Below are 15,080 nucleotides of genomic sequence, written 5' to 3' on the forward strand. Positions count from 1 at the left end.
CTTGAGCTAGCTCTTTTATAGCGGCTTGAGTTAGCTCTTTAGCAGCGGCTTGAGGAAGCGCGCCGTGTGAGAGCTTGGATGCTCGGCGACCTGCTCAGGTGTGCCGCTGACCAGTATGGTGCCGCCGCCGGAGCCGCCCTCTGGGCCGAGGTCGACGATCCAGTCCGCCGTCTTGATCACATCCAGGTTATGCTCGATAACCACTATGGTGTTGCCATGGGCCTTGAGGCGATGCAGTACATCCAGCAGTAGCTGAATGTCGGCAAAATGCAGACCTGTGGTTGGCTCATCCAGAATGTAGAGGGTCTTGCCGGTATCGCGTTTCGACAGCTCCTTGGCCAGCTTAACCCTTTGAGCCTCACCACCTGAGAGTGTGGTGGCACTTTGACCCAGGCCGATATAGGAGAGACCGACCTCCATCAGGGTCTGTAGCTTGCGGGCGATGGCCGGCACGGCGTCGAAGAACTCCCGCGCCTCCTCGACTGTCATCTCCAGCACCTCGTGGATGTTCTTACCCTTATAGCGTACCTCCAGGGTCTCGCGGTTATAGCGCTTGCTCTTACAGCTGTCACAAGGCACGTACACATCCGGCAGGAAGTGCATCTCAACTTTGATCAGGCCATCGCCCTGACAGGCCTCACAGCGTCCGCCCTTGACGTTGAAGGAGAAACGCCCGGGCTTGTAGCCACGGGTTCTCGCCTCTTGGGTGGCGGCAAACAGCTCGCGGATCGGGGTAAAGATCCCCGTATAGGTTGCTGGATTAGAGCGTGGTGTGCGGCCGATAGGGCTCTGGTCGATATCCACTACCTTGTCGCAGTGATCCATGCCGGTGACTTTCTGATAAGGCGCGGGTTCATCGACCGTGGCGCCGTTGAGCTGGCGATGGGCGATCTTGTAGAAGGTGTCGTTGATCAGGGTCGACTTGCCCGAGCCCGATACCCCGGTGACACAGGTAAACAGGCCGACAGGAATGGTGAGGTCGACATGCTTGAGGTTGTTGCCTGAGGCGCCGAAGAGTTCGATCACTTTGCTGCCATCGTACTGGGCGCGCTTCTCGCTGATATGGATCTGCTTCTTACCCGAGATATATTGGCCAGTTACCGACTCGTCGCAGGCGACAATCTCCTTAAGTGGACCGTCGCAGATCACCTGACCGCCATGCACCCCGGCGCCCGGGCCGATATCGATAATATGATCCGCCATGCGGATGGCGTCTTCGTCGTGTTCGACCACGATGACAGTGTTGCCGAGATCCCTAAGGTGGATCAAGGTGTTAAGCAGGCGCTCGTTGTCTCTCTGGTGCAGGCCGATGGAGGGCTCGTCCAGCACATACATGACGCCGACTAAGCCGGCGCCGATTTGGCTGGCCAGACGGATACGCTGGGCCTCGCCGCCGGACAGGGTATCGGCCGAGCGCGACAGGCTCAGGTAGTTGAGGCCGACGTTGACCAGGAAGCCGAGGCGATCGCGCACCTCCTTGAGGATCTTCTCGGCGATCTGTGCCCGCTGGCCGGTCAGGCTCAGCTGCTCGAAATACTCCATCGCCTCGCCGATAGACCACTCTGTGAGTCTCGGCAGGTTAAGGTCTTCGATAAACACATGGCGAGCCTCTTCACGCAGGCGCGAGCCGCCACAGCTGCTACAGGCCTGAGTGTTGATGTATTTAGCCAGTTCTTCACGCACCGCGTTAGACTCAGTCTCGCGGTAGCGTCTGTCCATGTTGTTGAGGATCCCTTCGAAGGGATGGTTACGCACCACCACGTCGCCGCGATCGTTAATGTATTTGAACGCTATGCTCTCCTTGCCCGAGCCGTGCAGCACTATGTTACGTATCTTGGCGCTCAGCTTCTCAAACGGCGCCTCGACATCGAACTTATAGTGCTCCGCCAGCGAGGTGAGCATCTGGAAATAGTAGAAGTTGCGTCTGTCCCAGCCGCGGATGGCGCCGCCGGCCAGTGAGAGTTCGGTGTTGGTGATCACCCTGTCGGCATCGAAAAATTGCTGCACGCCCAAGCCATCACAGGTAGGGCAGGCACCGGCCGGGTTGTTAAAGGAGAAGATGCGCGGCTCAAGCTCCGCCATGGAGTAACCACAGTGGGTACAGGCAAAGTTGGCCGAGAACAGTAGCTCTTCGCTGTCGCCGTCCATGGAGGCGACGGTGGCGATACCGCCAGAGAGTTCCAGCGCGGTCTCGAAGGATTCCGCCAGGCGCTGCTGCAGATCGTCACGCACCTTGAAGCGATCTACCACCACCTCGATGGTGTGCTTTACATGTAGCTCAAGGGCCGGGGGATCGGACAGGTCGCACACCTCGCCGTCGATACGGGCGCGGATAAAGCCCTGGGCCGCCAGGCTGTCCAGCAGCTTGACGTGCTCGCCCTTGCGATCGTTGATCACCGGGGCCAGCAGCATCTGGCGGCTGCCCTCTGGCAGGGTGAGTACCTTGTCGACCATCTGGCTGACGGTTTGCGCCGCCAGTGGTTGGTTGTGGGTCGGACATCTCGGCTCGCCGACACGGGCAAACAGCAGACGCAGATAATCGTAGATCTCAGTGATGGTGCCCACGGTGGAGCGCGGGTTATGGGAGGTCGATTTCTGTTCGATTGAGATCGCCGGACTCAGGCCCTCGATATGATCCACATCTGGCTTCTCCATCAGGCTGAGGAACTGGCGCGCATAAGCCGACAAGGATTCGACATAACGACGCTGGCCCTCGGCGTAGAGGGTGTCGAAGGCGAGTGAGGATTTTCCTGAACCCGACAGGCCAGTGATCACAATAAGCTTATCTCTGGGGATCGTCAGGTTGATGTTTTTGAGATTGTGGGTGCGGGCGCCACGAACTTCAATCTTGTCCATCTGTCTCTCTGAATGTGCCGAAAAAGAGACTGATTATCGCATAAAAATTGAGTTAGGTCATAGAAAAGCCCAGCCTGTGATCTAGCCATGGGGGGAGGGCAATTGCGCATTTTGCTCGCATCTTCAACTTTTCTTTTTGAGCTATTTCTCCGCTTCGTGATAAACTGCGCGACTTATTTATAAATACAGATCAGGGCGAATAATGGCCAATAATGGACTGTCTAAGACTGAGAAAAGAGTCGCGTTTTCACTAGCCAGTGTATTTGGGCTACGCATGATGGGCTTGTTTATGATCATGCCTGTCTTTGCGTTGTACGGACAACACCTTGAGGGATTCTCTCCCCTGTGGGTGGGGATTGCCATCGGGGCCTATGGCCTAACCCAGGCCATCTTGCAGATCCCCATGGGGATCCTATCGGACAGATATGGCCGCAAGCCTATCATTCTTATCGGTCTGGCCCTGTTTGCGCTGGGCAGCCTGCTGGCCGCCTCGGCCGATTCTATCTATGGTGTCGTCGCAGGACGTGCCCTGCAGGGGATGGGGGCAATTGCAGCCGCCGTGTTGGCCCTGGCCGCCGACCTGACCCGTGACGAGCAACGCACTAAGGTGATGGCCATCATAGGCATGTGCATCGGTTTCTCCTTCGCGCTCTCTCTGCTGGTGGGCCCAATCGTGGCCGAGCATCTTGGCCTGTCGGGTCTGTTTGCCATGACAGCTGGTCTCGCCCTGCTGGGGATGGTGATAGTGCAGCTGCTGGTGCCTAACCCCATAGGTCAGGCGCCCAAAGGCGATACCGTAGCCGCGCCGGCCAAGCTCAAGGCGATGCTCACCGATCCGCAGCTGTTCCGCTTGGATGCCGGTATCTTCATTCTGCATCTGGTGTTAACCGCGGTATTTGTGGCGCTGCCGCTGGATCTGGTGGATGCCGGCCTGGTGAAAGAGAAGCACTGGATGCTCTATTTCCCCGCCTTCGTAGGAGCCTTCTTCCTCATGGTGCCGCTGATCATCATAGGGGTGAAGAAGAAAAACACTAAGGCGACCTTCCAGATCGCCTTGCTTATCATGATCGCCGCCCTGGCCGCCATGGCGCTGTTTGCCAACAGCCTGGTGGTGCTGAGCGTCGCCGTGGTGCTCTTTTTTACCGGTTTCAACTATCTTGAGGCATCCCTGCCAAGCCTGATCGCCAAGTTCTGCCCCGTGGGCGACAAGGGATCGGCCATGGGGGTTTACTCTACCAGTCAGTTCCTCGGCGCCTTCTGTGGAGGACTGCTGGGCGGTGGCGCCTATCAGCTGCTGGGAGCTGCCGGTGTGTTCGCCGTAGCACTGGGCCTGATGTGCCTGTGGCTGCTGCTGACTCTGGGGATGCAAAATCCCGTGCTGTTAAAGAGTTACACCCTGGAAGCCGAGGTGGAAGGCAAGGAGCAGGCCCGCGCCATGGCGACCGAGCTATCGCAACTGCCCGGCGTGGCCGAGGCTATTGTGGTGCTTGAGGAGAAGGTCGCTTATTTAAAAGTTGATGAGCATTTCGATTTGAGACAGGCGCGAGCTGTGTTAGGCTCTTCCAATTAACAGATTCGCGGTCGAGTACGGCCGTGCATCTGTACCTAATTTAGATTTATAAGATTATCGCAGGAGATTTCAATGGCCAGTCGTGGTGTCAATAAGGTAATTTTGGTCGGTAACCTAGGGAAAGATCCTGAGGTTCGTTACATGCCAAACGGCAACGCCGTAGCCAACTTTACAGTGGCGACCAGTGAGTCTTGGAAAGACCAGCAAGGTCAGATGCAAGAACGTACAGAATGGCACAACATTGTAATGTACCGTCGTCTTGCGGAGATCGCCGGTGAGTACCTGAAGAAGGGCTCGAAAGTGTATCTGGAAGGTAAACTGCAGACCAGCAAGTGGCAGGATCAGCAGACCGGACAAGATCGCTACAAGACAGAGATCAACGTTAACGAGATGCAGATGCTGGATAGCCGTGGCCAAGGCCAAGGCGGTCAGGGTGGTCAACAAGGTTACGGTGCGCCCCAACAGCAAAACCAGTACGCACCACAGCAGTCGGCGCCAGCCGCGCGTCCACAGCAGCCACAGCACTCGGCTCCTCAAGGTGGGTACGGTGCCCAGCAACAGGCTGCACCACAGCAGCAAGGTTATGGCGCTCAACCACAGCAGGCTCCAGCCTATGCGCCTAAGCCACAGGCGGCACCGCAACAGGCACCGCAGCAGCGTCCAGCACCTCAGCCACAACAGAACTTCACGCCGGATCTGGATGACGGTTGGGACGACGATATCCCGTTCTAGGATTCGGTCGACAAATGTTTGCTTAAAACCCTGCCTTGGCAGGGTTTTTCTTTTCTTAGACTCTGCCGCGCCTTGCTTTGCTTAGCGCGCGCCGATTGGCGTCACCCTGTGGGAGTGTTCATTTACCGCCATGCGGTGTAAAATGCGCGCCCAGCCCGTAAAAGGGCGACTGCTAAACTTGGGTTACCCTTATTTATGTCATCTGCCACTATGCCAACTGCTATTAATCGTACCTTCTCCATTGCGCCCATGCTCGATTGGACCGACAGGCATTACCGCTATTTCGCGCGCCTGATGTCTTCCGAGTTGCTGCTCTATACCGAGATGGTGACGACTGGGGCGATCATTCATGGCAAGGGCGACTATCTGGCCTATAACCAGGAGGAGCATCCGCTGGCGCTGCAGCTGGGGGGATCTAATCCTGAAGACCTAGCTAAGTGTGCCAAGCTGGCGGCGGAGCGTGGCTATGATGAGGTCAACCTCAATGTGGGCTGCCCATCGGATCGCGTGCAGAATGGCCGTTTCGGCGCCTGCCTGATGGCCGAGCCTGATCTGGTGGCTCAGTGCGTGGCGGCGATGAATGAGGTGGTGGATATTCCGGTAACGGTGAAGACCCGCATCGGCATTGACGAGCAGGACAGCTATGAGTTTCTTACCGAGTTTGTCGACAAGGTGAGCGCGGCTGGTTGCGACACCTTTATTATTCATGCCCGTAAGGCCTGGTTGCAGGGGCTGAGTCCCAAGGAGAACCGCGAGATCCCCGAGCTCGACTATGACAGGGTGTATCGCCTCAAGCAGGATTACCCTCAGCTGAGCATCTCCATCAATGGTGGGGTCAAGACACTTGAAGAGTGCGGCGAGCACCTCAAACAGCTAGACGGCGTCATGGTGGGCCGAGAAGCCTATCAAAATCCTTATCTGTTGGCTCAGGTGGATCAGCAGCTGTGCGGCCTGGACAAGCCAGTGCTGAGCAGAGATGCCGTTTTGGAGAATATGATTCCCTATATAGAGAAACATCTAGTGTCCGGTGGCCGCCTGAATCATATTACCCGTCACATGACAGGTTTGTACCAGGGAGAGGCGGGTTCGCGCGCCTGGCGTCGTTATTTGAGCGAGAATGCTCATAAGCCTGGTGCCGGTATCGCCGTGGTGCATGAGGCCAGAGCCAGCATGGAACTCAAATAAAAACATAATACAAACAATGCATTGCTCAAGATTATTGCAGAAAGCCGCTGATAACACAGCGGCTTTTTGTTGTCTGATTTTTAAACTTTTCACCAGAGTTGGTGAAAATTACCAGCCGGTAGTGAAACTCACTATCTTCTTAACCTGCCGCCTCAGTCCTAATGAATGCCTTAGCGGCATAAAATTTTATAAATCCATATTTATCATGTATTTATATTGTTTTTATAAAGTTGGCACACCCCTTGTATTGTCAAAGATGTCATAAACGAAATGGAAAGGAAGACATCATGAACAAGCTAACTAAAGTATCGCTAATCGCCTCTCTACTTGTAGGTGCTAGCTTCTCTGCCTCGGCAGATGACTTTATCCCAACAGATATCACCGCCAAGCTGGAGCGTCATTTGGCGACTCAGATGCAAGAGATGATGGTGACTGCTCAGCAAGAACTGACACTTTCATTGCAGGCGCAGCTGTCAGAGTCGCTATTCGACACTAACCTTAAGCTGGCAGAAACGGCAACCAAGAGTGAAGAAGCACCGATGAAGAGTGCGATGGTTAAGGAATAACTCTGGTAAAGGAATACCATAGTTTAGGGAATTATTATGACTTATCTGTTTGAGTTGGCAGCACTGTTACTGCTCCCAGTATTGAGCTTCGCGCTCTGCGCAACCTTAGTCTGTACCTTGAAATGGCATAAGGTGTTATAGCCGGGGCTCATGAATTTGTTGATAGTAAGGACAAGTATTATGAATATCGATGATCTGGTAAGAAGGCTAAAAAATCCCCGCAGCATGGTGTGTGGTGTGGCGGCGATGACGGCAGACAAATTTGCCTGGTCTTGCCTGTGGACTCGCGTCGTGTGGGCCGTGGCAGCCTTTATGAATCCGGCCTTCGTCTTGTTAGTGTATTTTGTATTGGCACTCGTTCTGCCGAAATGGAAACCAGGCTACTAGCCGTTAGGGATTAAGAGCGTGAAGGGACGTACGAATTTACAAAAAGCGCTGGATATCTTGCTGGCCCTGGGTGTCATCCTCATAGTCGCAGCGGCGCTGATGATGCTGGGACATTACTTTGAAGCGCGTTGGTTTTATATCAGCCTGGAGTCGCCTCAGTGGATCGACATAGGCTTGTGGAGTACGGCGCTGGTCAGTGCCCTGTTATTGATTCTGCTACTCTGGCTCACCCTGGCCTTTAGTTTTATCGCGCTGGTTTCTTCTGTTTGCGTGCTAAGCGCCATCGCCATGTTGTTTGCCGGCTTTTCGCTGTTTTGGCCGATTCTCCTATTGCTACTGGCGGCCTGGGGCGTAGGCCAGGCTAGCCGGGTCGACTAGCCGGGCCCAATTTCTTTATCTGCTCAGGAAGGCGTTAAACTGCGCCTTGGCCTCATCGCTTTGCAGGCGAATGGCAAACTCTTCCAACTCTTTTTGCATCTGCTCCCTGATGAGCTCGCTGTCACCGCGTATCAAGCGGCGACTGGCTCTGAGTGCCTGAGGTGGCTTCTTCGCCAGCTTGATGCTTTGGCTCAGGGCATGACTCATCAACTCATCGCTTGGCAGCAGATCGTTGATAAGCCCCATCGATAGGGCGCTGTGGGCATCGAAGGCCTCACCGAGCAGCAGCAATTCGCTGGCTTTGGTCTGGCCGACAAGGCGGGGCAGTAGAAGGCTGGCACCGGCCTCGGGCACCAGCGCCAGATTGACGAAGGGCAGCTGAAACTTGGCCGTATTGTCGGCATATACCAGATCGCAATGCAGCAGCAGGGTCGTACCTATGCCGACCGCAGGACCGGCCACGGCGGCGACCAGAGGTTTAGTGAGATCCAGCAGAGTGAACAGGAACCTGACGGTAGGATGATTCTGTCCTAAGTCACTATTTTTTAAAAAGTCGGCAACATCGTTACCCGAGGTGAAACAATCGCCTTCGCCTTTGAGGAGAAAGGCGTTAATTCCGTTGTCTGACTCCCCTTGGATAAGGTATTCTGTGAGCCGAGCATACATCTCAAGGTTAAGCGCGTTGCGTTTGTCGGGGCGATTGATCGTGATGATGCGTACGCCCTGCTCATCCTGAAATTGAATGTTACTCATGGGTCAATAATCCTTATTTGGCAGATGGGTTAAAAAGGAGTTTAAGGCATTGAAACAGATTTTCAAACACGCGTTTAATTTTGTCCTGCTATCATGCACTTCATTTTCCGTATTGGCAAACGTCATGTTTGTCGATGGCTATGTCAGGGCCATGCCGCCGAGCGTGCCCAATACCGCCGCCTATTTCACCCTGATGAACCATGGGCCTGAGGTCGATCTCGTCGGCGTCGATACAGAGGTAGCCGCCGAGGCGCAGCTACACACCCTGGTGGAAGAAGAGGGCGTAGTGAAGATGCGCCAACTCCCCAAATTTACCCTGGCCAGCCACGCTAACCTGGAGCTTATGCCCTCGGGTAAGCACGTGATGCTGTTGGGATTAAAAAAACCGCTGACGGAAGGACAGGAAGTGGTGTTAAGGCTAAAGTTTAGCGATGGCAGCGAGCAGCAGCTAACGCTGCCGGTGAGCAAGCAAGCGATAGCGACACAAGATGATGGCGAGCACCATCATCACCATTAATGGAGTAAGAGTATGCAGGTAACATGGAAACGGGTCAGCCTGGCGGCCGCCGTCTTATTTTTGATCGGCTACATCATCAGCGTATGGTGGAGCGTAGAGCCAGACAGCATAGAGCCCCATCAGCTCAATAACGAGACGGGCCATAAGATAGTGGGCTATGCGACCACTACCTCTTTGATTTTGACCATGGAAACCCTCCTCGATAAGAACGGCGGCTGGTTGTCTAACGATGTGATGCCCCCCTCGCTGTTTATGGATAACATGCCCGCCTTCGAGTTTGGCGCCATAGAGCAGGCGCGGGATCTGGCGCTGATCATGCGCAAGGAATTTAGCCGTTCCCAGTCACAGTCGACCGCCGACAAAGATCTGCTGGCGGCCCACTCTAAGCTGAATATCGAACACACCAGCTGGTTGGTGCCGAGCGCCGAGGGCGAGTATAGTGACGCCATCAAGTTGCTCAAGCTCTATCGTGCCCGCATCGCCGACACCAATAATCCCGATGCCCAGTTCTACGCCCGCGCCGATAACCTCAACGAGTGGCTCAAAGAGGTGCAGAAGCGCCTGGGCAGCATGTCGCAGCGCCTGTCTGCCAGTGTCGGCCAGGAGCGGATCAATACCGATCTCGCCGGTGACACTGAGGCCAGCCAGTCGACGCCTAATCTGGCCAGCCAGGAGATCAAGACCGGCTGGTGGCAGATCGACGATGTCTTCTATGAGACCCGCGGTGCCACCTGGGCACTGCTGAACTTTATGAAGGCTATTGAGGTAGATTTTGCCGACGTATTGAAGAAGAAAAATGCTGAGGTCAGCTTGCAGCAGATCATTCGTGAGCTGGAAGAGACACAGCAGCCTGTGTGGAGCCCGATCGTGTTGAACGGTTCTGGGTTTGGCATAGTGGCCAACCACTCGCTGGTGATGGCCAATTATATTTCCCGCGCCAATGCCGCGGTGATCGATTTAACTAACTTATTGACTCAAGGCTAATTAGATGAAAAAAACACTACTTGCATGTGCTCTGCTCGGGTCTTTGGCTGCGACATCTGCACAGGCGGCTACTGTAGTTGGCTTCAAGGTGGGCGGCGACTACTGGAACGCCGACACCGAGGGTACCTTTGCTCAGACGGGCCAGGCTCAACAGGAGTTTGATTACAGCTCTTCATCTCAGGGTAGTATCTGGGTCGCTATCGAGCATCCGATTCCTTTAGTGCCTAACCTGAAGATCCGTGAAAACCGTCTGGATGCAGATGGCAAGGCGACTTTGACCGGCGACTGGTCATTCGGCGATCGCGTATTTAACGACGATGTGACCACGGCAAGCAACCTGAGCAATACCGATTTCGTGCTCTACTATGAGCTGCTGGATAACGACATAGTGGCACTGGATCTCGGCGCCGCCTACAAGAAGATGCATGGCTCTTTCCGCGTACATCAGATCTCGCCATCTGGCGTGGTAGGGGCTTACGCGCAGAAAGATCTTAGTGACGGCGTGGTCATGGCTTACGCCAATGCCGAGGTGGGCATTCCTGGCCTGGGTCTGTATGGTTTTGCCGACGTGATGCAGGGCATCGATGAGAGCAGCGTCTACGACTATCAAGTGGGTCTGGGTTGGCAGTTTGACGGCGTGGCGCTAGATACCAAGGTGCGTGTCGGTTACCGCGACTTTAACTTCGACGTGAACAACTTTGACGGTGTGACCGCCAACATGCAGTTCAAAGGCTATTTCGCCGGGGTTGAGCTAGTCTTCTAATCGCTAGTTTGTAGCCATAAAAAAAACCGCCATGATGGCGGTTTTTTTGTATCTAAAGCCTGATCTTTTACTGACTGACTTCAGGGGCCTTCAGGCCATTGTTGATGGCGATGACATCGTCTTCGCTCAGGGTGCCAGTCGCTTGTTTCAACGCCAAGATAGAGTTGATATAGCCATAACGGGCATTAGAGAGCTGACGCTTAGAGTCATACAGGTCACGGGTACGGTTGAGTACGTCGACGATAGTACGGGTACCGACTTCGAAACCTGCCTGGGTCGCTTTCAGTGCGCTCTCAGAAGAGATCACCGATTGCTCATAGGCGCGGATAGAGCTGATAGAGGCACCAACGTTGTTGAAGTTGTTGCGCACATCTTTTACTACCTTGCGGTAGGTCTGTTCCATCTTCTCGCTGGCTTCTACGTATTGGTACTGCGCCTGGTTGACCTTAGAGCTCACCTTAAAGCCTTCGAAGATAGGCACGCTCAGGGTCAGACCCACGTTGGCGTTGTCGTAATCGCTCAGATCGCCGTTCTGATTCTTCTGATCCAGGTTGGTGGTGTAACCGGCATTCAGGCTCAGAGACGGCATGTGGCCCGCCTTGTAGAGCGAGATGGTCTGCTGGGCGATATCTTTACCGATACGCGTGGTCAGCAGATCCACACTGCTGGTCTCGGCCATCTTCAACCAGTCGTTTGGCATGGCTGGGGTTGGCGGTACCGCCGTGAAACGTGTGGTATCCAGGATGTCGATAGACTTGTGGTCTATGCCGGTGATCTCTCGCAGGGCTTCGTAGCTGTTGATCAGCTGGTTTTCCGCCAGGATTTCCGATGCACGGGCCAAGTCATACTGAGCCTGAGCCTCGTGTACGTCGGTGATCGCGGTGAGACCCACGGCGAAACGCTGCTTGGTCTGCTCGAGCTGACGCTCGATGGCACGCTTCTCGGCGCCCTTGAATTCATAGTTATCTTTCGCGGCTAAGACGTCGAAGTAGGCGCCTGTTACGCGAATGATGAGTGACTGAAGTGTCGAGGCGTAGGCGGCATCGGCCTGTGACGCCGCAAGCTCCGCGAGGTCGAGTCCGACCCAGGCGCTGTGATCATAGATCACCTGCTTGAGTGACACTCCAGCATCGAGTCCGCTGTTGTACTTGTCATCATCAACATTGGTCCAGCTCTTTCCATAGCCTACGCTGGCGCTGATGGTAGGTAGCAAGGGGGCGCGGTTCTCTTCGATCTGCTCGTAGAGACGGTCGCGCTGCGCTTGTGCCTGGAGCGCAATAGGATCATTGGTAAGGGCCTGCTGATATATCTGCAGTAGATCGTCGGCATGCACGGCAGAAGTCGTTGCCGCGAGAGTCAACGCTGCACATAAGGTGCGGATCTTAAATTTCATTAGCTGTCCTTTTTTAGACATAAATACTCCGAGGCGGAGCCATTTACTTAATAAAGTTAAGTGATGCTTCAGCGCAAATCATTTGCGCGAAGCGGTTTGCGCTTCCCGACGCTTCCCGATACATCTAAACTTATTAAGGTTAAGATATTAAGAAATTAACCATTTTTAAGTCAACTAGGAAGTGTAACAGTTTTTAACGGTAAGTCTGCATTTTTTAGTGGTCTACATGGTATATTGAGAGCCCTTGGGGATAAGCATTTACTAACTGAGTCGCGGGACGGGTAATGAGTCAGAAATTCACCAATGAAGATGTACAGATGCTGGGAAAACGAACCCTTTTTCAGGGGTTCTTTCGTATGGAAGAGTACAGATTCAAACATAGGCTGTTTGCCGGTGGCTGGAGCCCGGAAGTGGTGCGTGAAGTATTCGAGCGCGGCCATGCCGTGGTCGTGCTGCCCTATGACCCCGTGAGCGACAAGGTGGTGCTGATTGAGCAGATACGCATTCCCGTGGTGAATGCCGCAACCACCCCTTGGCTGCTGGAGTTTGTTGCCGGCATGATAGAGGAGGGGGAGAGTGCCGAGCAGGTGGCTCACCGTGAACTGCTCGAAGAGTCTGGCCTGGTGGCCAGCGAGATGCACTACATCAGCCAATATTTTTCCAGTCCCGGCGGTACCAGCGAGCGATTCGACTTCTACTGGGCCAGGGTCGACGCCAGTCAGGCCGATGGCCTGCATGGTCTGGATGATGAACATGAGGATATCAAGGTGCACGTGATGCCCCGTGAGGCTGCCTTTCAACTGTTGCAGGATGGCACCATCAACAACGCCTCGACGGTGATCGGTCTGCAGTGGCTGCAGCTCAACTACCAAAGCCTAAGGGCCGCCAAGTGAGCCTGTCGTTAAATAAGCGCAAGCCGGACTATCAGGCAAACGTGAGTCGTTTTCTCGCCTTGTGTAGTCGTAACTACTTCAATATATTACGCTGGCTGCCCGCGGGCTATGAGCAGGGGCAGTCCTGGCAGGTCGAGGGAGACTTCGGTTGCCTCGAGGTTAAGCTGCTGGAAAACACCCAATATACCCAATTAATTGAGATCTCCCGTCCGCTGAAAATCGCGCAATACGTTGATACGCCTAAAGTTGTAGTGCGTGTTTACCATGACGCTAAATTAGCAGAAGTGTTAACTAGTCGACAGATTTATCGATTAAGACCAGTATATGATTATCCAAATATACGTATGTACCATAGAGACGAAAAGTATCAGGTAAATGCTTTTCTTGAAGAGTTACTCAAGATTGACAACCATGCCCGCATCATTTGTCAGTCAGAATCTTAGGGTTTTAATGTGCTAAAAGAGGCTATCTCTTATTCCATCGATCACGATGAGAGCGTAAAGCTGGTCCAGGTGACGGACCCTCATCTGTTTGCTGATCCCGAGGCGCAACTGCTGGGTGTGAATACCGCACATAGCTTGGATGCTGTATTGAACACCATTAAGGCCGTCGATTATCCGGCACATCTCTTATTGGCCACCGGCGACATTAGCCAAGATTATTCTAATCAGTCTTACCATAACTTCGTCGCCGCGATTGAAAAATTAAACCTTCCTTGTCACTACCTGCCGGGCAATCACGATGATCCGCGCATCATGCATCTGCATATGCAGGGCCCCAGAGTCTATGGCGATAGGCGGATCCTGGTGGGAAAGTGGCAAATCATCATGCTGGACTCCACCGTTAGGGGGAAGCCTGGCGGGCATATGGCCGACAGCGAGATGGAGCTAATTGAGGCGGCGGTGGCGGCCCATCCCGAGCTGCATACCCTGTTGGTGATGCATCACAATCCCATCCTGGTGGATTGCAAATGGCTGGATCAACACTGCATGGACAATGGCGAGGCGTTTCTCGACAGAGTGACGGCCATGCCTCAGGTCAAGGGCCTGCTGTGGGGCCATGTACATCAGAGCCTGGATCAGTTCTACCAGGGCAAGAGTGGCCCGGTGAAGTTGATGGCAACGCCTTCTACCTGCATCCAGTTTAAGCCCAAGTCTCCCTATTTCGCCCTCGATGCCCAGCAGCCAGGTTATCGCCTGCTGGAGTTAAAGCCAGACGGCAGCATCCAGGCCAACGTCTACCGGGTGCCCGGCAACAAGTTTTCACCGGATCACGACTCCAGTGGTTACTAGGCGCTCATTTTGGTGAGCAGATAGCGAGCAGTTTGCTTGGCATTGGCGGGGTTAATATTTGGTTAATCGCCGCGCCGGTGTTAGCATCTGGATGCCCGATACTTGGCTGCAGATGTTAGGCGCAGAGCCAATCTGCCCACTAAGCCGTCGTGTAGGGAACACATAGCCGTTTTATCATTCGCTGCCGAGGAAATATGCTGCTCTATATTCATGGATTTAATAGTTCACCGCACTCAGACAAAGGTGTGGTCACTGCCCAGTATATTGCCAAGCATTTTCCCGATATCAATTTCGTACAACCCCAACTCCCAGCCACGCCCAAGGCGGCCATGGCGCTGCTGACAGATTTGGTCGAGCAGGCGCTGGAGAGGGGGGAAAGCCTGAGTTTCATCGGTTCATCCCTCGGTGGCTATTTTGCCAGTTATCTGGCGGAGCGTTATGGCGGGCGCGCAGTGCTGGTTAACCCGGCGGTGAAACCCTTCGAGCTGTTTGATGAGTTCCTCGGTCCCCAGTACAATCCCTACACAGAAGAAGATTATCAGATTCTACCCGAGCACAAGTTAGAGGTGGCTGAGTACGATACCCCGGCCATTTCGCATCCAGATCGTTTCTTGGTGCTGCTGCAGTCTGGGGATGAGGTGCTTGATTATCGGCAAGCCGTGAATAAATACCAATGTTGTCAGATGCTCATCGAGGCGGGTGGCGATCACAGCTTCGTCGGCTACCAGCAGCAGATGCCGGGGATCTGTCAATTCCTGTTTCTTGACAAATAGACATGTAGGGCCGCAACATGGCCTGAATAACAATATAT

General features: G+C 54.1%; 16 protein-coding genes. 13 read left to right on the plus strand and 3 right to left on the minus strand.

The genetic code is table 11. The features are described 5' to 3' along the window. Positions 1-30: 30 nt before the first annotated feature. Positions 31-2,856 (minus strand): excinuclease ABC subunit UvrA, encoded by a 2,826-nt coding sequence (gene uvrA, locus K0I31_RS02695; protein WP_220079814.1) that lies wholly within the window; start codon positions 2,854-2,856, stop codon positions 31-33. A gap of 202 nt (positions 2,857-3,058) precedes the next feature. Between uvrA and K0I31_RS02700 the strand changes: the two genes are divergently transcribed. From K0I31_RS02700 to K0I31_RS02725, 6 genes are all read left to right on the plus strand, one after another. After that, positions 3,059-4,426 carry an MFS transporter gene (locus K0I31_RS02700; RefSeq protein ID WP_144199796.1) on the plus strand — a complete coding sequence of 456 codons (1,368 nt, stop codon included), beginning with the start codon at positions 3,059-3,061 and terminating at the stop codon, positions 4,424-4,426. A gap of 72 nt (positions 4,427-4,498) precedes the next feature. Next, the gene (locus K0I31_RS02705) at positions 4,499-5,158 is read left to right on the plus strand and encodes a single-stranded DNA-binding protein (RefSeq protein WP_220079815.1); all 660 of its coding nucleotides are present in this window, start codon (positions 4,499-4,501) and stop codon (positions 5,156-5,158) included. Positions 5,159-5,353: 195 nt separating this feature from the next. Further along, the gene (dusA, locus tag K0I31_RS02710) at positions 5,354-6,343 is read left to right on the plus strand and encodes a tRNA dihydrouridine(20/20a) synthase DusA (protein WP_011864342.1); all 990 of its coding nucleotides are present in this window, start codon (positions 5,354-5,356) and stop codon (positions 6,341-6,343) included. A 287-nt stretch (positions 6,344-6,630) separates the two neighbouring features. Next, positions 6,631-6,909, plus strand: a complete 279-nt coding sequence (locus tag K0I31_RS02715) for a hypothetical protein (protein ID WP_011864343.1) — start codon at positions 6,631-6,633, stop codon at positions 6,907-6,909. A 180-nt stretch (positions 6,910-7,089) separates the two neighbouring features. Then, positions 7,090-7,296, plus strand: a complete 207-nt coding sequence (locus K0I31_RS02720) for a PspC domain-containing protein (RefSeq protein WP_011864344.1) — start codon at positions 7,090-7,092, stop codon at positions 7,294-7,296. Positions 7,297-7,314: 18 nt separating this feature from the next. Beyond that, positions 7,315-7,674 (plus strand): hypothetical protein, encoded by a 360-nt coding sequence (locus tag K0I31_RS02725; RefSeq protein WP_220073015.1) that lies wholly within the window; start codon positions 7,315-7,317, stop codon positions 7,672-7,674. Between the two features lie 15 nt (positions 7,675-7,689). Here the strand turns inward: K0I31_RS02725 and K0I31_RS02730 are convergent, their stop codons facing one another. After that, the gene (locus K0I31_RS02730) at positions 7,690-8,427 is read right to left on the minus strand and encodes an enoyl-CoA hydratase (protein ID WP_220079816.1); all 738 of its coding nucleotides are present in this window, start codon (positions 8,425-8,427) and stop codon (positions 7,690-7,692) included. A 49-nt stretch (positions 8,428-8,476) separates the two neighbouring features. Between K0I31_RS02730 and K0I31_RS02735 the strand changes: the two genes are divergently transcribed. Genes K0I31_RS02735 through K0I31_RS02745 form a run of 3 tightly spaced genes read left to right on the plus strand, consistent with a single transcriptional unit; the run spans position 8,477 to position 10,691 of the window. After that, a complete protein-coding gene (locus tag K0I31_RS02735) occupies positions 8,477-8,944 on the plus strand; it encodes a copper chaperone PCu(A)C (protein ID WP_220079817.1) in 468 nt (155 codons plus the stop codon). A 12-nt stretch (positions 8,945-8,956) separates the two neighbouring features. Then, the gene (locus K0I31_RS02740; protein ID WP_220079818.1) at positions 8,957-9,928 is read left to right on the plus strand and encodes a DUF2333 family protein; all 972 of its coding nucleotides are present in this window, start codon (positions 8,957-8,959) and stop codon (positions 9,926-9,928) included. 4 nt (positions 9,929-9,932) lie between these two features. Beyond that, the gene (locus tag K0I31_RS02745; RefSeq protein WP_220079819.1) at positions 9,933-10,691 is read left to right on the plus strand and encodes a TIGR04219 family outer membrane beta-barrel protein; all 759 of its coding nucleotides are present in this window, start codon (positions 9,933-9,935) and stop codon (positions 10,689-10,691) included. A gap of 67 nt (positions 10,692-10,758) precedes the next feature. Here the strand turns inward: K0I31_RS02745 and tolC are convergent, their stop codons facing one another. Further along, on the minus strand, positions 10,759-12,084 hold the full coding sequence (tolC, locus tag K0I31_RS02750; RefSeq protein WP_220079820.1) for an outer membrane channel protein TolC: 1,326 nt from the start codon (positions 12,082-12,084) through the stop codon (positions 10,759-10,761). A 284-nt stretch (positions 12,085-12,368) separates the two neighbouring features. Between tolC and nudF the strand changes: the two genes are divergently transcribed. The 4 genes from nudF (at position 12,369) to K0I31_RS02770 (ending at position 15,042) form a co-directional block, all read left to right on the plus strand. Continuing rightward, the gene (gene nudF / locus K0I31_RS02755; RefSeq protein ID WP_220079821.1) at positions 12,369-12,977 is read left to right on the plus strand and encodes an ADP-ribose diphosphatase; all 609 of its coding nucleotides are present in this window, start codon (positions 12,369-12,371) and stop codon (positions 12,975-12,977) included. Continuing rightward, positions 12,974-13,420 (plus strand): DUF1249 domain-containing protein, encoded by a 447-nt coding sequence (locus K0I31_RS02760; protein WP_011864352.1) that lies wholly within the window; start codon positions 12,974-12,976, stop codon positions 13,418-13,420. Before nudF ends, K0I31_RS02760 begins: the two co-directional genes overlap by 4 nt. Positions 13,421-13,429: 9 nt before the next feature. Next, positions 13,430-14,269, plus strand: coding sequence for a 3',5'-cyclic-AMP phosphodiesterase (cpdA, locus tag K0I31_RS02765; RefSeq protein WP_220079822.1), 840 nt, complete (start codon positions 13,430-13,432; stop codon positions 14,267-14,269). 194 nt (positions 14,270-14,463) lie between these two features. Then, on the plus strand, positions 14,464-15,042 hold the full coding sequence (locus tag K0I31_RS02770) for a YqiA/YcfP family alpha/beta fold hydrolase (protein ID WP_220079823.1): 579 nt from the start codon (positions 14,464-14,466) through the stop codon (positions 15,040-15,042). Positions 15,043-15,080: the final 38 nt, after the last annotated feature.

Source organism: Shewanella spartinae, from assembly GCF_019457555.1.
Classification (GTDB): domain Bacteria; phylum Pseudomonadota; class Gammaproteobacteria; order Enterobacterales; family Shewanellaceae; genus Shewanella; species Shewanella loihica.